This is a genomic window from Pyxidicoccus sp. M15 (genome assembly GCF_056858435.1).
Genome location: NZ_CM166495.1, coordinates 7,242,293 through 7,258,961, shown reverse-complemented (window position 1 = coordinate 7,258,961; position 16,669 = coordinate 7,242,293). Strand labels below are relative to the sequence as shown.

Annotated in this window: 15 protein-coding genes; 5 read left to right on the top strand and 10 right to left on the bottom strand. The window is 70.7% G+C overall.

What is annotated here, in order from left to right; translation table 11 throughout:
- Window positions 1–6: 6 nt before the first annotated feature.
- Together ACX9TP_RS26875 and gcvA are read right to left on the bottom strand one after the other, a co-directional pair.
- On the bottom strand, window positions 7–339 hold the full coding sequence (locus ACX9TP_RS26875) for a PadR family transcriptional regulator (protein ID WP_163992570.1): 333 nt from the start codon (window positions 337–339) through the stop codon (window positions 7–9).
- A 49-nt stretch (window positions 340–388) separates the two neighbouring features.
- Window positions 389–1,273 (bottom strand): transcriptional regulator GcvA, encoded by an 885-nt coding sequence (gcvA, locus tag ACX9TP_RS26870; protein ID WP_482973474.1) that lies wholly within the window; start codon window positions 1,271–1,273, stop codon window positions 389–391.
- A 115-nt stretch (window positions 1,274–1,388) separates the two neighbouring features.
- On the opposite strand from gcvA, the gene ACX9TP_RS26865 reads away from it, so the two are divergent.
- Window positions 1,389–2,003, top strand: coding sequence for a LysE family translocator (locus ACX9TP_RS26865; RefSeq protein WP_482973473.1), 615 nt, complete (start codon window positions 1,389–1,391; stop codon window positions 2,001–2,003).
- Here ACX9TP_RS26865 and ACX9TP_RS26860 read toward each other — a convergent pair.
- The 5 genes from ACX9TP_RS26860 to ACX9TP_RS26840 all read right to left on the bottom strand — a co-directional run bounded on the left by ACX9TP_RS26860 (window position 1,987) and on the right by ACX9TP_RS26840 (window position 8,712).
- Complete coding sequence (locus ACX9TP_RS26860; RefSeq protein ID WP_482973472.1) at window positions 1,987–5,169, bottom strand: serine/threonine-protein kinase; 3,183 nt, start codon at window positions 5,167–5,169, stop codon at window positions 1,987–1,989. The two genes, ACX9TP_RS26865 and ACX9TP_RS26860, sit on opposite strands and share 17 nt — an antisense overlap.
- A 7-nt stretch (window positions 5,170–5,176) precedes the next feature.
- Complete coding sequence (locus ACX9TP_RS26855; RefSeq protein WP_482973471.1) at window positions 5,177–5,860, bottom strand: sigma-70 family RNA polymerase sigma factor; 684 nt, start codon at window positions 5,858–5,860, stop codon at window positions 5,177–5,179.
- Window positions 5,861–5,966: 106 nt separating this feature from the next.
- The gene (locus tag ACX9TP_RS26850) at window positions 5,967–6,770 is read right to left on the bottom strand and encodes a nucleotidyl transferase AbiEii/AbiGii toxin family protein (RefSeq protein WP_482973470.1); all 804 of its coding nucleotides are present in this window, start codon (window positions 6,768–6,770) and stop codon (window positions 5,967–5,969) included.
- Window positions 6,767–7,948, bottom strand: a complete 1,182-nt coding sequence (locus tag ACX9TP_RS26845) for a non-canonical purine NTP pyrophosphatase (protein ID WP_482973469.1) — start codon at window positions 7,946–7,948, stop codon at window positions 6,767–6,769. Before ACX9TP_RS26845 ends, ACX9TP_RS26850 begins: the two co-directional genes overlap by 4 nt.
- An 11-nt stretch (window positions 7,949–7,959) precedes the next feature.
- Window positions 7,960–8,712, bottom strand: coding sequence for an RNA ligase family protein (locus ACX9TP_RS26840; protein WP_482973468.1), 753 nt, complete (start codon window positions 8,710–8,712; stop codon window positions 7,960–7,962).
- A gap of 181 nt (window positions 8,713–8,893) precedes the next feature.
- Between ACX9TP_RS26840 and ACX9TP_RS26835 the strand changes: the two genes are divergently transcribed.
- Both ACX9TP_RS26835 and ACX9TP_RS26830 read left to right on the top strand, forming a co-directional pair.
- Window positions 8,894–10,615, top strand: a complete 1,722-nt coding sequence (locus ACX9TP_RS26835) for a lamin tail domain-containing protein (protein WP_482973467.1) — start codon at window positions 8,894–8,896, stop codon at window positions 10,613–10,615.
- A gap of 226 nt (window positions 10,616–10,841) precedes the next feature.
- Complete coding sequence (locus ACX9TP_RS26830) at window positions 10,842–11,387, top strand: DUF2378 family protein (protein ID WP_482973466.1); 546 nt, start codon at window positions 10,842–10,844, stop codon at window positions 11,385–11,387.
- A gap of 18 nt (window positions 11,388–11,405) precedes the next feature.
- Here the strand turns inward: ACX9TP_RS26830 and ACX9TP_RS26825 are convergent, their stop codons facing one another.
- Window positions 11,406–12,596 carry an MXAN_6577-like cysteine-rich protein gene (locus ACX9TP_RS26825; RefSeq protein ID WP_482973465.1) on the bottom strand — a complete coding sequence of 397 codons (1,191 nt, stop codon included), beginning with the start codon at window positions 12,594–12,596 and terminating at the stop codon, window positions 11,406–11,408.
- A gap of 227 nt (window positions 12,597–12,823) precedes the next feature.
- Window positions 12,824–13,888, bottom strand: a complete 1,065-nt coding sequence (locus tag ACX9TP_RS26820) for a hypothetical protein (RefSeq protein WP_482973464.1) — start codon at window positions 13,886–13,888, stop codon at window positions 12,824–12,826.
- Window positions 13,889–14,271: 383 nt separating this feature from the next.
- On the opposite strand from ACX9TP_RS26820, the gene ACX9TP_RS26815 reads away from it, so the two are divergent.
- Window positions 14,272–14,973, top strand: coding sequence for an endonuclease/exonuclease/phosphatase family protein (locus tag ACX9TP_RS26815; protein ID WP_482973463.1), 702 nt, complete (start codon window positions 14,272–14,274; stop codon window positions 14,971–14,973).
- A gap of 242 nt (window positions 14,974–15,215) precedes the next feature.
- Window positions 15,216–15,779, top strand: coding sequence for a DUF4136 domain-containing protein (locus ACX9TP_RS26810; protein WP_482973462.1), 564 nt, complete (start codon window positions 15,216–15,218; stop codon window positions 15,777–15,779).
- 225 nt (window positions 15,780–16,004) lie between these two features.
- Here ACX9TP_RS26810 and ACX9TP_RS26805 read toward each other — a convergent pair whose 3' ends face one another.
- Window positions 16,005–16,643, bottom strand: coding sequence for a hypothetical protein (locus tag ACX9TP_RS26805; protein WP_482973461.1), 639 nt, complete (start codon window positions 16,641–16,643; stop codon window positions 16,005–16,007).
- Window positions 16,644–16,669: the final 26 nt, after the last annotated feature.

The window sequence follows — 16,669 nt, the reverse complement described above, 5'->3', positions numbered from 1 at the left end:
CGGGCCTCAGGCGGCTTCGAGGACGCGCGACACGGCCGCGGCGTAGCGCGTCCACGTCTGCGACTGGGCGCGCAGGTGGGCCCGGCCGGCGGAGGTGAGCTTGTAGAACTTCGCGCGGCGGTTGTTCTCCGACAGGCCCCACTCCGCCTCGAGCAGGCCGCGCTTCTCCAGCCGGTGCAGCGCGGGGTACAGCGCGCCTTCCTCCACCTTGAGCACCTGGCCGCTGCGCTCGTTGATGGACTCCGCCACCGCGTAGCCGTGCCGCGCGCCCCACGACAGGCTCTTCAGGATGAGCACGTCCAGCGTGCCCTGCACCAGCTCCAGCGACGTGTCCGACATTCGCCCGGCTCTCCCCTCAACGTTTTAGGGGAGAGTGCCCGTGTCTCCCCTAAGGTGTCAAGGGGAGGGCCTTCGCCGCGGAGAGCAGCCAGGCCTTGAAGGCGGCCACGTCCCGTCGTCCCGAGAGGGGGCGGGGATGGACGAGCCAGTAGCTGAAGTCGTTGGGAAGGGCCGGCGCGAAGGGCTGGACGAGGCGCCCGGCCTTCAAGTCGTCCGAGGCGAGCAGGAGCCGCCCCAGGGCCACGCCCTGTCCCTGGCGCGCTGCCTGGAGCACGAGACTGGCATCGTTGAACGCGGGGCCCGCCTCGGCGTCCACGCCTTCGACTCGGGCGAAGTCCAGCCAGCGCCGCCAGCCGTCCTTCGGGGTGTCGTGGAGGAGCCGGACCTTCTTCAAGTCGGAGGGTGCGCGGAGCTTCTTCGCGAGCGCGGGCGTGCACACGGGGCTGAGCGCCTCCTGCGCAATCTGCTCCGCCTTGAGGCCCGTCCAGCGGCCCAGGCCGGAGCGGATGCCGATGTCGAAGCGGTCGTCGAGGAAGTCCCACAGCTCGGCCGAGCTGTGGAGGTGGAGCTCGATGTCCGGGTGTTGCTGGCGGAAGCCCTCCAGGCGGGGGAGCAGCCAGCACGAGGCGAACGCGGGCAGCACGGTGATGCGCAGCGGGCCCTGCTCGCGCTCGTAGAGGCGCGCGGTGGCCTCGGACATGCGGTCGAAGACGGGCGTCAGCTCGCGGAGGTAGGCCGCTCCCTTCGCGGTGAGCCGCAGCTCGTGGCCGCGGCGCTCGAACAGGGAGACGCCGAGCCAGTCCTCGAGCTGGCGCACCTGATGGCTGATGGCGGCCTGGGTGACGCCCAGCTCGGTGGCGGCGCGGGTGAAGCTCAGGTGTCTCGCTCCGGCTTCGAAGGCGCGGAGGGCGCCGAGCGGTGGAATGCGGCGCATGCTCGATGAGCTCCCTTTATCGAGCGCGCGAGGATAGCTCGCTGGGGACTCGCCTCGAAACGGTGTTTGTCGTGCGCAAGCAGGCGCGCGACGGAACGCGCGAGGAGGCACGGCGATGATTTCGGCGGAAGTCTGGTGGTTGTTCGTGGGCTACACGGTGCCCATGGTGTTCAGTCCCGGGCCGGGCAACACGGTGCTGGCCACGGCGGGCGGGCGCTTCGGCGTCCGGGGCTCGCTGCCCTTCTGGCTGGGCTTCGAGGTGGCCAACGTCGCGCTCTGTGCCCTGTACGGGTTCGGCCTGGGGCGCGTGCTGCACGGCATCCCCTGGCTGCACCCGGCGCTGAAGTGGGGTGGCGTCGTCTACCTGCTCTATCTCGCGTGGGGCTTCTTCCGCTCGTCCGCTGGGCCCGGTGCGGCACGCGAGGAGCCGGCGCGGCTCGGGTTCGGGGAAGGGTTCCTGGTCGTCGCCCTCAACCCGAAGATCCACTCGATGATCGTGGTGATGTTCTCCCAGTTCCTCGACCCGGCCCGAGCGATGGTGGCGCAGACGGCGCAGCTCACGCTGGCCTTCCTCGTCGTCTGCGTGGCGTGCCACTTCCCGTGGATCTACGGAGGGAAGCTCATCCTGGGGCGGTTCCGCTCCGAGCGTGCCATGCGCATCCAGGGCTGGACGTTCGGCCTGTGCATGCTCGCCGTCGCCGGCTACGTCGCATTCATGGCTCCGGCTTGACCGTGTCGCTGGCGAGGGACTGTCTCATCGTGAGGGCCACCTCCGCCTCGGCACGCAGTGCCTGGTGGCTCACCGAATTCCCCTGGGTCCCGGTGGCGTGCGCTGCCTCCGCCAGCGTCCGGGCCCGCTCCGGCTCGCGGCCCGCTGCCCGGAGCACCCGCGCCAGCGTCAGTCGCACCCGGCCCAACTCCAGCACGTAGCCGGGGAAGCGCTCGCGGACGGTGAGCGCCTGCTGCGCCGCCGTCACGGCCGCCTCGTGCTCGCCTCGCGCGGAGAGCACCTCCGCGGACAGCCTCCGCGCATCGGCGAACGTGGGGTGCCCTTCGCTGGTGTTCGCCCTGGCTTCCTTCTCCGCGCGCTTCGCCAGCTCCAGCGCCTGGTCCAACCGCCCCAGCCGCCAGTGCGCCTCCGCCGCCACGCGCGCGGCGGGCTCGGCCACCACGCGGCCGTCCTTCACCGCGTCCGCCAGCTCCAGCGCCTCCGACGCCGTGCGCGCCGCCTCGTCATGGCGCCCCCGCGCGGCCTGCACCCGGGCCAGCGCCACCAGCGAGGCGGCCACCGAGCGGTCCTTCTCCCCATTCGCCTTGCGCTGCTCGGCCAGGAGCGTCTGCTGCGTGCGTAGGGCCTCTTCGAAGCGCCCCAGCTCGCGCAGGCTGCCCACGAGGAACTCCGTCGCCTCGGCCACCTCCCATAGCGCCGGAGGCTTCGCCGTGCGCGACAGGGAGATGGCCCGCTGGAGCTGCTCGACGGCGCGCGTGTGCTCGCCCTGGAAGTGGAGCGCCTCGCCCATGTTCATCAGCGGCAGCGCGGTGCGAGGGTGGCCCGGGCCGTACACCTCTTCGCGGATGCGCAGCACGCGCGCGAAGAGCGTCAGCGCCTCCTCGAAGCGCCCCGCGTTCATCAGGCTGGCGCCATGGTTGTTCAACGAGACGCCGAGGAACGGATGCCCCGGCCCGAGCACCCGCTCGAAGATGGCATCCGCGCGCGCATGGGTCGCCAGCGCCTCGTCCACCCGGCCGAGGCTGAACAGCACGGACGCCATGCTGGCCAGGTCCTTGGCGCACTCGGTGCCATCCCTTCCATACGCCTGCTCGTTGAGGGCGAGCGCCTTCTGGAGGTTCGCCAGCGCTCCCTCGGCGTCTCCCAGCTCGCGGAGCAGGACGCCCCGCGTATGCGCCAGCGGCGCCTGCACACGGGGCTGGAGCCGTGAGCGGGCGAAGGCCGCGTCCGCCAGGTCCATCCAATGGAGTCCCTCCTCCAGCTTGCGCGCCCCGACGCCCGTCATCAGCGCAAGGCCGTGGAACGCGCGCGCCGTGTGGAGGTCCGAGCCCCCGCGCAGTCCCGCCGCCGCGGCCCGGTGGAAGGACTCCGCGGGGGACAGGCTGTGGATCTGCTCGAGCAGGCCCTGCGCGGCCAGGGCCTCCGCCTCCGTGGGCGCGTGGCCCGCTTCCGAGGCGGCCTTCGCCGCGCGGCGGGCCTCCTCGAGCGCGGCCTTGTACTGCCCCAGGCTGTGCATGGCCCACACCCGCGCGAGCTGCTGGTCCACCGCCTCCAGCTTGCGGAGCGCCTCCGCGTCCCGGGGCCGCGCCTGCTCGCGCCCGGGCACGAGGCCCGCGTCACACTCGGACACCGGAGGCAGCCCTCCCGCGGCGGAGGAGGCGAGCAGGGGCACGGGCCCCTCGGGCTGGAGGAAGCGCTCCACCAGCGCGTCCAGCTCCCGCCGCCGCTGCGCCAGGCACGCCATGCGGACGTCCAGCACCGCCTCCGACTGCTCGCCCCGCACGCGCGTGGCCTCACACGCGTCCCGGTGGTGCTCGGCCCACGCGGCGGCGTACCGGTCCAGGATGGGCACCACGCGCTGCCACGCGTCCTCGGCGTACTTCTGGCCGGTGGCGGCGAAGGCACGCCCTGCCTGCTCGCGGCGCTCCGGGTTCCACACCTCGGCCACCTGGTCCGCGCCCCCCGTGCACCAGGACTGGCGGGCCTGCACATGCATGGCGAGCGCGACGGACGCCGCGAGCACCGGTGCGACGACAGCGGCCACCAGCCACGGGCCCCGGCGCTTCCAGCCGCGCTCGCGGCCCAGCTCGGCCAGCAGCGCCCTCATGGACGGGAAGCGCTGCGCGGGGTCCACCTGCAGTCCGCGCAGCAGCGCGCGGCGGAGCCACTCGGGGACGTCCGTGCCCCGGGGCGGAGGACGCACCTCGCCCGCGAGCACCGAGGCCCGCAGCGCGGCCAGCGTGGCCCCGGAGAAGGGCGTCTCTCCGTAGAGGGCCTCGTGGAGCGCGACACAGAAGCTGAACTGGTCCGAGCGCGCATCCACCGACTGCCCCAGCAGCTGCTCGGGAGACATGTACGCGGGCGTGCCCACCAGGGCGCCCGTGCGGGTGACGTCCCGCAGCGTCAGCGTCTCCTGCCCTGTTTCGGAAGCGGTGCCCTCCTGTGTCGCGGGCACCTCCGCCGGCAGCGCGGGTGTCGACGGGGAGGGCGGTGCGACGGGCCGGGCCAGCCCGAAGTCCGTCACGCGCACGCGCCCCGTGCGGTCGACGAGGACGTTGTCGGGCTTGAAATCCCGGTGGACGAGCCCGGCCTCGTGCGCTGCTATCAATCCCTCGCCCGCGTGCAGATAGGCCGACAGGATGTGCCGCCAGGAGCGCGGCGGGCGCTGCCAGTGCCGCAGCGTCATACCGTCGACGCGCTCCATGGTGATGAAGACCTGGTCGTTCCATGCGCCGACGTCGTGGACGGCCACCACGTGCGGATGGGTGAGCCGGGCCGCCGCCCGCGCCTCCCGGACCAGCCGCTGCTTCGCCTGCTCCGTGACGGCCTCCGGGCGCAGCAGCTTGAGCGCCACCTTCCGCTCCAGCTCGGGGTCGAAGGCCGCGTACACCGTACCCATGGCCCCCATCCCGAGCAGCTCGAGCACGAGGTAGCGGCCGATGGACGTCCCCCGCCCGATGCGCGGCTCGTCGGCGGGAGGCTCCCCGGAGGCGGGGAGGGCGCTGGGTCGGCCGGTGCCCTCCAGTCGGGCCAGCGCCGCGGCCAGCTCGCGGCACGCGCGGCAGCCGTCGAGGTGCGCGTTCACCGCGCCCACCTCCGCGCTCGCGAGCGCGCCCTCCATCAGCTCCAGCAGGCGGGCTTCGGTGAGACAGGGGCCTGGGGACATGGAGGCTTCAGTCCTCGCGGAGGAGGCGGTTCAGGCTGACGTCGAGCTGGCTGCGGATGACGCGGATGAGGCTGTCCAGCTCCGGCGCTTCCAGCCGCAGCCGCTCGGCCGCGAGGTCCCGGGTGCGCTCCGCCAGCGTCTCCTTCGCCCGGGTGAGCCAGCGCGCGGCCGTGGCCCGGTGGACGCCGAAGAGGGTGCCAATCTGGTCGATGCTCAGGCCATCCAGCACGGACAGGCGGAGGACATTCCTCGCCTCGGCGCTGAGCGAGGCGAACGCCTCGGCGAAGGCCGCCTTGAACACGGCCCCGTCGCGGGCCTTGATGAGGTCCAGCTCCAGGTTCCCGGGCGCGGCGCGCTGTTCGAGTGTCTCCACCTCGTCCACGCCCTGCGCGCGGGGCTCGCCGCGGCGCAGGTTGAGCGCCGTGCCGACGCACACCGCGCGCAGCCACTTCACCAGCGGTCCCTGGCCCGTGTACTCGGCGAGCTTCGCGGGACGGTCCCCGGAAGGCACGAGGAGCCGCTCGCGCAGGGTCTGCTTCACCTCCTCGATGAAGTCGGTGGACGGGTTGACGCGAGTGACGACCCGCGCTGCCTCGTCCAGCAGCTCCAGGGTGATTCGGCGTATGGCTTCGGGCTCACCGCGCCGTGCGGCTTCCGCCAGCGCGAGGTCTTCGGTGTGGAGATGCGACATGGCGAGGAATCCGCCATGAATCATAGCCGCACCGGCCACGGTGAACCCAGGGCCCACCCTCAGGAGAGAGACACCGTGGTTGAGCACGCCTTTCGACTTGCGAGGGCTACGGGGTGGAAGGGGACACCACCTGTCGTGCCTCCTCCCAGGTGGGCCGCAGCGCCGTGACGACCGAGGCCACCACGTCCGCCAGTGCCTCGGGCCGCCCTTCCGGCTGGCTGGCCCGGTAGCGGGCCCACTTCTCATTGCTCCAGGGGCTCCGGCCGAACTCGCCCGCCATCAGCCGCTCCATCAACTCCACCGAGTCTCCACGCGACGCGAAGGCGAGCCGCAGCGCGTGTGGCAGCAACGCCGTTTCCAGCGGTGCGTACCGGGTGAGCAGGTACACGTCGAACAAGTCCTTCGGACGGAAGCGGCCCTTTCCGCGCTCGAACAGGCCGTGCATCTTCCAGGCGAGCAGGGTCTCCGGCCGGCACGCCAGCACTCGCGCCGCGCCGCCCTCGCCAACCGCGTACTCCGTCCACGCGGGCCCGGGCTCCATCGGGTCGCCGAAGCCCGTGTCGATGCGCAGCTCGAACGCGCCGGCGACGCCGGGCAGCCGCGCCTCCACGAAGACGCGCACGCCGGGGAACTTCGTCTCCGCCCAGATGACCTCGGACCGCAGCGCGCCGAAGGCGTACCCGTCCCCTGCATCGACACGGAGCACGGACTCCAGCCGCCGCACCGTGTCCTCCGCGTCGAAGGGGAATTGCGCGAGGAAGTCCAGGTCCTCCACCGGCCGGGGCACCGGCCCGCTCCACAGGCGCATCATCAGCCCGCCCCGCAGGACGAGCGCCTCCACCTCGGAGGAGCGCGCGAGGCGGCGCAACACCGCCGCCCCCGCGCGCATGGGCAACTCATGGGCGCTCACTTCGCCTCCTCCAGCCAGCCACGGTCCAGCCCGTGGTTCGAGTCGTACACCGTCCACTCACGCAGCCGCTGCGTCAGCGTCAGCCCCGTCCCCGCCAGGTCCTCCAGCAGCGCCGTGAAGCGCGCGTCCGCATTCGTCCGGCCCAGGCCGTAGACGCGGAGCGTGACGAAGCGCTCGGACGCGCCGTCCTCACGCACCTTGCGCGCGTTGCGAGACAGGTGCGCGCCATGTTTCTCGCACCGTGCCCGCAGCGCCTCCACGCCCGAGTCCCCCGAGGGCACCAGCGCCTTCACGTGGAACTCGAAGTAGTTCGCCGGCTGCGCCTTCGCTGTCGCGTTGTCCTCGGGGATGTCCTTGTTCTTCCCCAGCGCCTCCAGCTTCAGGCGCGTGATGTCGAAGCCCTCCGCCGCGAGCGCGTGGGCCATGGCCCGCACCTCCTCGCGCGCCTGGCGGAGCGTGCCGTGGTGGTACGAGGCCGTCATCGGCTGGAAGATTTCCGCGCCCCGGCCCAGCTCGATGAAGATGCACTTCACCGACGCCGCGTCGCAGAACGCGCGGAAGCGCTGGAGGTCCTCCTCCGAGCGCGCGGAGACGGTGATGTGCGCCTCGTAGGCGCCACCCTGGGACTGTGCCCGCAGCCGGTCCGCCAGCTCCAGGTAGGGCCGGTGCCGCATGTTGAGGAAGAACTTGTTCCTCGGCATCTCTCCGAGCGTGCGCTGGAACCCCTCCGGCACCCATGCGCGGTCCCACCCGTAGCCACCCTCGCCCCGAGGCTCCGCCAGCAGCGTGCCCTCGATGGCGTCCTCGAAGAGGGCCACGCGCTCCGGATTGCCGTCCTCCGTGTAGGCCACGGCCACGCGCGTGCGCCCCCGGCGCCCACCGTGGGCCGCGAGGAAGGCGCGCTCGCCCATCGCGAGCACCTGCTTCTTGAACCGCGCGCCCGTCAGCGTCGGGCCGCCGTCCAGCTCCAGTGCCGTCGTCTCCACGAAGCACGGCGCGCCGAGCTCGCGGTACGCCGCCAGCGCCTTGCGCTTCGCCAGCGCCGCCAGGTCGAGGGTCTCCGCCTCGTCGAGCCCCGGCAGCGCGAGCTTCCGCCACGTGACGTCGAGGCCCGCGAGCAGCCGGGCCACCTCGTCGGCCTTGTATTGGTTCCCGGTGACGAAGAACGCACGTGTCACGGCTGGCACTCCTACGGCGAGGGCACCCCGGGCTCGGGGCGCCAGTTCCACACGGCGGACCGGCCTGTGTTCTCAGGTAGGAGGCTGCCGTCCACCTTGTCCGGCCGTACATACTTGGCGAGGAACTCCACCCTGACACCCGCGCCCTCTCGGCGCTCCACCCGCCAGACGGCCCCCTCGACCGGGTCCGCCGCCCCGTGGGAGCCGCCCGCCTGCAGCCGTGCCATCGCCGCGTCGATGCCCAGCGGCCCGCCCTCATGGAGCAGGCCCGGAGTCATGAAGCCGCCGGCCCCGATGCGCGCGGTGAGCTCGTGCCACGGCAGGCGCTCGCCGTCGCGCATCAGGTCGAAGGCGACGAAGGGCTCGTGCGTCAGCGTGTAGCGGGTGCCGTGGGCCAGGGCCAGCCACTCGCCGACGAGTCGCTCTCCCGGCTGGAGCACGGCCAGGAAGCGCGCCGTGTGCGCGGAGACCCAGGCGGCCCAGAGCCGGCGTGACTCGTTGGGAGAATGCGCCGCCAGGCGTCCCTCACGGCCCAGAGCCAGCACGGAATCGCCCACGCGCGCCGCGGCCACGCACGAGCCGTCGAGCTTCTCCAGCACCACGATGTGGTCTCTCGCGTCCCGGGTGCGCTCGGTGCACACGCGCGCCAGGGCGGGCGAGAGGTGGCGATCCGCCGGCCCGGTGCGTGAACCCGGGAGGTGGGGAATGGAGCCATAGGCCTTGCGGCCGAGGGGGCGGAAGTCCGGGGCGGGGTGCGGTTGCACCCGAAGAAGGGTATCACCGGACCGCGTGTCTCCGGCTCGATGTGTCACCTGTGTGATTCAGGCGCTCGCGACATCCAGGTGACACCTTCAGGAAGCCGTGACCGTCTCGTTTGCAACGGGGTCCTTGCGGCGCGGCACGTGAATCGTCAGATCCGCCGCTCCCCCCAACGAGGACCCACTCATGCCACGGTTGCGCTCCCTGCTGCTGTTCCTCTCGCTGGCCACCGCCTGCGGAGGCGACCCGTCCGCCTTCGTCTCCGAGGTTCCGCTCGGCGAGCGCGAGGACGCCGTCACGATTCCGTCCAGGGGTTTCGCCAGCACGCTCGATGTCGGCTGCTGGAACCTGGAGTACTTCGGCTCCACGTCCCACGGCCCCAGCAATGAGACACTCCAGGTCCAGAACGCGCGGGACGTCATCCTCGGCGCGGACCTGGACCTCTGGGGTGTGGAGGAAATCGTCAGCGCGGCGCAGTTCAATACCCTGGTCTCCCAGCTGCCCGGCTACGCGGGGTTGCTCGGCAGTGACTCCAGCGTGGTGGGCGGCAGCACGTACTACACGCCGGGCGAGCAGAAGGTGGGGCTCCTCTACAAGCCGTCGGTCGCCTCCGTGCTGGGGGCGCGCGTCATCCTCACCGCGAATGTCACGTCCTTCGGTGGCCGGCCGCCGCTCGAGGTGCGGATGCGGGTGGGCCTCAACGGGCACACCGAGGACATCGTGGTCATCATCCTGCACGCCAAGGCGCTGAGCGACCTGGACAGCTGGCAGCGGCGGGTGGAGGGCTCGGCGGCGCTCAAGGCGTACCTGGACAGCACGTGGCCCACGGCGAAGGTGCTGGTCATCGGCGACTTCAACGACGACGTGGACGTGTCCATCTCCTCCGGCCGCACGTCCCCGTACGAGAACTTCGTGGTCGACGCGGCGGACTACTCCTTCCCGACGAAGGTGCTCTCGGATGCGGGTCTCACGACCACCGTGGGCTACAAGGCCGTCATCGACCACCACCTCGCCACCAATGAGCTGCGAGCACTCCATGTCGCGGGTTCGGCCGAGGTGTACCGCGTGGATGCATACATCCCGAGCTATGACACGACCACCACGGACCACTACCCGGTTCTCACGCGCTACACCTGGGGCAACGAGAACGCGGCGCTGCGCGTCACCTCGCCCAACGGTGGAGAGAGCTGGGCGGGTGGCGTCGTGCGCACCGTCACCTGGAGCGCGACCCAGGTCCCGACGGTGAAGCTCGAGTACTCGCTCGATGACGGTGGCGCGTGGGCGCTGATTGGCACTGCTTCGGGGGCCACGGGCAGCTACACGTGGACGGTGCCTGACATCGCGGCCTCGCTGGCTCGCGTCCGGGTGAGTGACGCGGCGAACGCGGCAGTCTCTGACAGCAGCGATGGGGCGTTCACCATCACCTCCACCAACACGCCGGGCAACGTGGTGCTGCACGAGATTCTCGCCAACGAAATCGGCTCGGATGCCAGCACGGAGTTCATCGAGCTGCTCAACACCGGAGGCTCGCTGGTGGACCTCGGCGGGTGGACGCTGTGGGACGCGACGGGCCTGCGGCACACCTTCGCCAGCGGCACCATCCTGGGGGCGGGCAGGGCGCTCGTGGTGTTCGGCAAGGCGGCGTCCATTCCAGCGGGCGTGGGCAACGCGGTGGGCGCCACCACGGGAGGCCTCAGCCTCAACAACGGCGGGGACACCGTGACGCTCCAGAAGGCCAGTGGCGCGGTGGTGGATGCGTATACCTATGCCGCGTCACTCGCGGGCCAGGACAGCGTGTCCATGAACCGCAATCCGGATGGCAGCGCGACGGGGAGCTTCGTGCTCCACACGAGCCTGTCCACGCGCGGCGCCTCTCCGGGAACGCGCGCGAACGGCTCGGCGTTCTGAGCACCTCGCGGGTGCGCGGCCCTCATTCCCCACGGGACTGTCGGCCGCGCACCGCGACGGCGGCGTCGTGCTGATGCACGTGGGCAAGGCCTCGGGCACGGCTCCACGGAGGCTGCTGCGTCCGCCGACAACGCCGTACGTCCTCGCGGTCCCTTGAAATGTCTTCCACTGGAAGCGAGATCACGCGCTCATGCCGGTGGAGATTCCGGGCGCCTACGCTGCCGGAATGGCTGACCGCATCGTCTTCGAGCACACGGTGGAGGCGCTGTTCTTCCGGGGCCTCGGCGAGAGGGTGACGCCGCTGCTGAAGGCCCAGCTCCGGGAGGAGGGGCTGGACCTGGACCGCAAGCTGCTGCCGGGCTACCCGCAAGTGGACTTCACCCGGTGGTTGCAGCGCTCCGCCTGGGCGCTGTGCCCGGACGCCTCCGAGGAAGAAGGTTTGTGCTGGCTGGGGGAGCGCCTCGTGGACGGGTACAAGGAAACGGTGGTGGGCAGCGCGCTGTTCGGTGTGCTGCGGCTGCTCGGGCCCCGGCGGATGCTGGAGCGGACGCAGAAGAACTTCCGCTCGGGCAACAGCTACACGGAGGTGCGCACCACCCTGCTGGGGGAGCGGGAGATGGAGCTGTGGATGAACGAGCTGGACGTCGCCCGCCACTTCACGAAGGGCACCATGCTTGCGGGCATGCGTGCCTGCGGAGCGAACGAACCCCTCGTGGACGTGCTTCGCTTCGACGCCACGGGCACCACGTACCGCGTGAGGTGGAGCCCATAGCGCGAATTGCCGCGCCGCTCACTTCGGCTGCACACCCGCGGCGCACAGCTTCACGCACGTCGTGTTGAGGATGCACGTGCCCGTGCATGGGCACAGCACCTGCCCGACGGCACACGGCGTGGTGACGCCGGTGACGCACGTGCCGTTCTTGCAAGTCCTGCCCGTGGCGCACGTGGCGCCACAGCGGCCGCAGTTGTTCTTGTCGATCTGCACGTTGACGCAGCTGCTTCCGCACAGCGTCAGCCCCGAGTTGCACTGACACCGGCCTCCCACGCATTGCTGCGCCGGCGCGCAGCGGGTGCCACAGGTGCGGCAGTTCTGCTCGTCCGTGTCCGTTTCCACGCACTGGCCTCCGCAGAGCGTGAGGCTCCCGGTGCAGGCGCAGCGGCCGTCGGTGCACACCTGGCCCGCTCCGCAGCGCGTGTTGCACGCACCGCAGTTCTGCGTGTCCTTGCGTGTGTCCACGCAGCGCTCGCCGCACAGTCCCAGGCCCGACGGGCACTGGCAGCGGCCGTCGCGGCAGAACTGCCCCGCGCCGCACGTCACACCACAGGCCCCGCAGTTCCGGTCATTCTGGCGCGTGTCGATGCAGACGTTCCCGCAGCGCTCCCGTCCCTCCGAGCACTCGCAGGCGCCTCCCTCGCAGACCTCCTCCGGGCCACAGGCCGTCCCACATGCGCCGCAGTTCTTCGCGTCCGACTGCACGTCGATGCACCGGTCTCCACACGTCACCTGTCCGGCCGGACACGTGCCGGGCTCGGCCTCTTCGCCGCGCAACCCGAGGAACAGCGCCACGGCGCCGCCCGCGATGACGAGCCCGCCCACCACGAGCCACCACCAGGGGAAGGGCTTCGCGGGCAGCGGCGCGGGGCGCACCTCCACGGCGATGGTGGGGCCCTCCGCGAATCGCTCGTCGGGAAGGTCCAGGTCCGCCACCACCATGCGGAACGTGTATGGACCCGGCGGCGCCCCCGGGGGCACCTGGAGGCCCACCGTGAAGACCTCCGTCGCTCCCGGTGGCATGTCGCGGTGCTCCGCGCCGCGTACGCTCAGCCACTCCGGATTCAACGGAGGCTCGGGCAAGAGCCTCGCCGCCGCCCGCATCGCGAGCCCGGTGACGTTGGTGACGGTGAAGGCCACCTCGCCACGCCCGTCCGAGCCCAGCGAGAGGGTGGGGGACGGGGCGGTGATGGCGAACTCGCGCGTCATGGCGTGCGGCGCCCTCCGTCCGGGATTCGAGGTCCCGCAAGGGTAGAGAGCCGCCCCGCCGACGGAAGGGACACCCGAGGGCATGTGGGTGCCGCCTTCTTCACAGCTCAGCGCGGGACTCCGCGCGGGCCGTGCGTCGTCAGGCCCGTCAGGGGCTCGGGACGGTACGGCCGTGGTCCGTGTTGCCCACCTTGATGGAGGGCCCGACGGGCCGTGGCCTGGGGCCCTCAGGCCCGGCTTCGGACACCGACGACTGTCGCACGTCCTGTCGTCTTCGCGGCCCGCCCATCGGTCTTCACAGGCCTTGCAGCGACCTTCTTGGCCTGGCCCGCTGTGTTCGCAGGCGCCGGTGCCACCTTCTTGGCCCGGCCCGCTGTCTTCGCGGGCGCCGGTCCCACCTTCGTGGGCTGGCCCAGGGTTTTCCCAGGCCCCGACCCGGTCTTCGTGGCTCGCCCCGGCGGCTTCGTTCCCCTCTCCACCGTCTTCGCGGCCCGCCGCGCATTGGCGGCGCGGACCTCCGCCATCACGGCGGCCCTTCGCCTGCTGCGCTCGGCGCGTTCCGCGTCCGCGGCGGAAGCCTTGGGCGCGCCCATCGCGGTCAGGGCCTCACGCGTGGGCGCGTGCTTGTGGGTGAGCACCGCCAGGTTGGCTGCGCGCAGCACGCGCGGGGTGAAGATGGAAGGCATCCCCAGCCTGGACAGCAGGCCGAGCAGCACCGGTACGTCATCGAGCTTCGACTGCCAGGACTGGGCATGCACGCTCTTCGCGATGCGCCACACCTCACGGCCGATATATGCCGCGACCAGCTCGGCGAACCACGGCGAGACAGGCTTCTTCACGAGCGCTGTGACTGCCGTGGCAAGGCGGCGGCACTTTCTGAGCACGTTCCAGTCCTTCAGCTCCGCGGGCGTGATGTCGCACGAATGCACCACCGCCACCAGCGACGCCTCGAGGTCGTCGGTGAGCAGCACATCCTCCGCGTCGTCCTCCACCTTCTTTTCCCAGGTGGAGATGGCACGCTTCACGAACGACGCCTCACCAGCGTACTCGCTGTGCCGGCCATGCTCCTCGATGTCGCCCCGCAGGCCCCGCAGCGTGCGCAGCACCACGCGCGCGACAGTGGCGTCCTCTTCCTGCTTCAGGAGCGCCGTGCCCTCGTTGACGAGGCTGCGCGGGTCGAGCGTGCGGGCACGCTCCGCGAAGTCCCGAACGGCCGGCGAAGGCTCCGCGGACGTGGAGCCCTTGCGCAGCGAGACGACGAACCTTCGGAGTGCATCCTCGGTGACGAGCATGCCCCCATCCTGCCCTGGAACCAGCGCCCGTTGGGTACTGGCTCATGGCCATCTGCCGACAGCCTGGCTTGTACGTCCAGGGCGAAAGGCGCACGCCACCGCGGGTTCAGGCTCCTCCTCCACGAACTCAAATTCCGTCTTGGACATGGCAAGCAGGTAGAGTCGCGGTCGCCATGACGACTCACGGTCATCGATTCCTCCAGTTCGTTCTTTCCCTGTCGCTGATTGCGCCGGTGGCTTTCTGGGCCGGCTGCGGCGATTCCAAGCCCCCCCACGACTCTCCGGACGCGGGCGCCCCTCCCACGGAACCGGCGAAGGCAACCCTCCACCTCGCCACGTGGAACCTGAAGCAGTTTCCCGCGACGCCGGAGGCTCCCGCGCGCGTGGCCGCGGCGATGCAAGCGTTGGATGCGGATGTCATCGCGGTGCAGGAGGTGGCGGACTCCGCGGCATTCCAGACGCTGGTGGGGGCGATGCCCGGGTACCAGGGCCTGCTCGGGACGCCGCAGGCGGCCACCCCGCCGATCCGCGTCGGCCTGCTGTGGCGGACCTCGACCGTCTCGCTCGGAACGAGCGAGGTGCTCTTCACCTCGTCCCCGCTGTTCCCCCGCCCCGCGCTGAGGGCGGACTTCGGTGTGGTCGGCGTGGACGCACACTTCTCGGTGATGACCGTCCACCTCAAGGCGGGCACGACCGTGACCGACGAACAGCAGCGAATTGATTCGGCCCACGCGCTCGTGGAGCAACTGGCCAGAATCGAGAGCGCTGGCGAGGACGAGGTGCTGCTGCTCGGAGACTTCAACGAGGCGTTCGGAGATCGGCGCGCCGCGGAGTTCTTCGGAACCTTCGAGGGCGACGCCGGGAACACCGTCCTCTCCCGTGCGCTGGAGCAGTCGGGCCAGGTGACGTTCATCCCCGCCAGGCTCGTGCTCGACCACATGGTGTCGACGCCAGGCCTGAAGGAGGAGCTTGGCACCGCGACTCCGTCCGTCGTCACCGGGCTTGCGGTGCCGGCCGACGGAGGGACCGCCTTGAGCGATCACCACCCGGTGCGACTCGAGCTCATCTTCTCCGAGCAGCAGTGACCCGGGCGCGTGGGCCCGGATGGCTCACGCGCCTCCAGGCCCTCGCCGGCCCGCCGACCCGCGCTCACCGTCCCCATGAACGCAGGACGTTCCACCCCGGATGCGGTGAATCGGAGGATGCATCGGCCCGGAGACAGACCCGGTGCCAGCGAAGGACCTCTCCTCGAGAAGCGTGCGATGCTGGCGCTCAACCTCGCCCCTCTGCCCTCTCTCGAATGGGGATGACCCAGATGTCCATGTGGATGCCGACCCGAAGCCTTGTCCCGCTGCTGGCCCTCGTCTTCACCGCCTGCGTGGGCATCGACGTGAGCACCCAGCACGACGGTAACGCCATGAAGGCCGCGAGCGGCTACCGCACCTATGCCTGGCTGCCCGCTGCGAAGAAAGCGGGGGAGGGCGCCGCGGACACGAGCGTCGAGAAGTCGGTGGACGCCTATCTCGCGTCTCGCGGCTACCATCGCGTGGAGGCGGGCGCGACGCCGGACCTCCTCATCCGGTGGGCCAGCTCCATCAATTTCCAGGGCGCCGTCATGCCGGGCCTGGACCCGAACCCTCCGCAGACGCCCAACCAGGGCCCATACCAGAACCCCTACCCGAGCATGCAGTCCAGGCCCATCAAGCAGGAGTTCTCCAAGGGCGTGCTCGACATCGACATCATGGATGCCCGCGCGCAGAAGCTCATGTGGCGGGGCACGGCCCAGGGGGAGCTGTCGCCCGGGGCCAGCAACCAGGAGATACAGGAGTGGCTGGGCAAGGCCGTCCCCAAGCTCCTCGCGGAGTTCCCTCCCAAGACTTCGAAGGACTGACGGCCCGCTTCAGCGCGCGGCGGCCAGGCGCCACGGGGTCTTCAAGCCCCGCTCAGCCGGATGACGCCGCGGCTACATCCGCAGGTACAGGCCGAGCAGGTCCCGGCAGCGGCCCTCCTCGGCCCCTCTGCACCCTCCCTCCCCTCAACAGGGCCCCCATCCCTCTTATGCGCTGACGTAGGTGTACGCGAAGCAATCCATGTCACTGTTCCTTCTTCAGTGCACTCATGGGCAGCCATTCGTCAGGAGCATCCAGCCGGATGCGCCCCGGTGCATCACAAGGCACCCATCGGCCTTGCTTCCATCGAAGTACGCCAGCGCCTCTTCGGGGGCTTCCCGTCGGCCGCTGTCGAAGTAGCCGGACGAATAGAGAAAGCTCGGAGCCAATTGCGCGAAGCTCCAACCTCGCGGAATCGAGTGCGCGAGGGCCTCCACGGAGAGAAGGGAGTCATCCGCTTCTACTTGGGCCCCCAGCAGGTCGACGACAAGCCTCTGCACCAGGGGTAGCGCATCCGCGACAGGCATGTGTTTCCGGTACCAGCTGCATTCCTCCGTCGTCAGCATCCACAACAGGCGGGACACCAGCGCGACACCGGAGACGGACCGGACTGCCAGTTCGAGAGGCTCGACCACCAGGCGACGGGACGCAGTGCTTGCCTCATCGGTCCAGGCGCTCTGGTCCACCATCTGCCGGAAGACTTCGCTACGAAACGCGTCGCTTTGAATGAAGTGCGCCAGGGCTCTTGGAAGTGCGTCCGGCGCGACGGCCGTCTTCCACGACAGCCTGAGAAGCAGCGTGTTGCTGTTGAGCACCGTGTCGACTGTGTCGAGGAAGCGACCGATATTCGCAGGGAACTCGGTCACGATTCCCCTTCCGTAGCGCCTCGTCA

What these genes read in the sequence shown, in the direction of transcription:
- ACX9TP_RS26875 (WP_163992570.1), bottom strand. Translation starts at nt 339, where the DNA reads ATGTCGGACACGTCGCTGGAGCTGGTGCAGGGCACGCTGGACGTGCTC.
- gcvA (WP_482973474.1), bottom strand. Translation starts at nt 1,273, where the DNA reads ATGCGCCGCATTCCACCGCTCGGCGCCCTCCGCGCCTTCGAAGCCGGA.
- ACX9TP_RS26865 (WP_482973473.1), top strand. Translation starts at nt 1,389, where the DNA reads ATGATTTCGGCGGAAGTCTGGTGGTTGTTCGTGGGCTACACGGTGCCC.
- ACX9TP_RS26860 (WP_482973472.1), bottom strand. Translation starts at nt 5,169, where the DNA reads ATGTCCCCAGGCCCCTGTCTCACCGAAGCCCGCCTGCTGGAGCTGATG.
- ACX9TP_RS26855 (WP_482973471.1), bottom strand. Translation starts at nt 5,860, where the DNA reads ATGTCGCATCTCCACACCGAAGACCTCGCGCTGGCGGAAGCCGCACGG.
- ACX9TP_RS26835 (WP_482973467.1), top strand. Translation starts at nt 8,894, where the DNA reads ATGCCACGGTTGCGCTCCCTGCTGCTGTTCCTCTCGCTGGCCACCGCC.
- ACX9TP_RS26830 (WP_482973466.1), top strand. Translation starts at nt 10,842, where the DNA reads ATGGCTGACCGCATCGTCTTCGAGCACACGGTGGAGGCGCTGTTCTTC.
- ACX9TP_RS26825 (WP_482973465.1), bottom strand. Translation starts at nt 12,596, where the DNA reads ATGACGCGCGAGTTCGCCATCACCGCCCCGTCCCCCACCCTCTCGCTG.
- ACX9TP_RS26820 (WP_482973464.1), bottom strand. Translation starts at nt 13,888, where the DNA reads ATGCTCGTCACCGAGGATGCACTCCGAAGGTTCGTCGTCTCGCTGCGC.
- ACX9TP_RS26810 (WP_482973462.1), top strand. Translation starts at nt 15,216, where the DNA reads ATGCCGACCCGAAGCCTTGTCCCGCTGCTGGCCCTCGTCTTCACCGCC.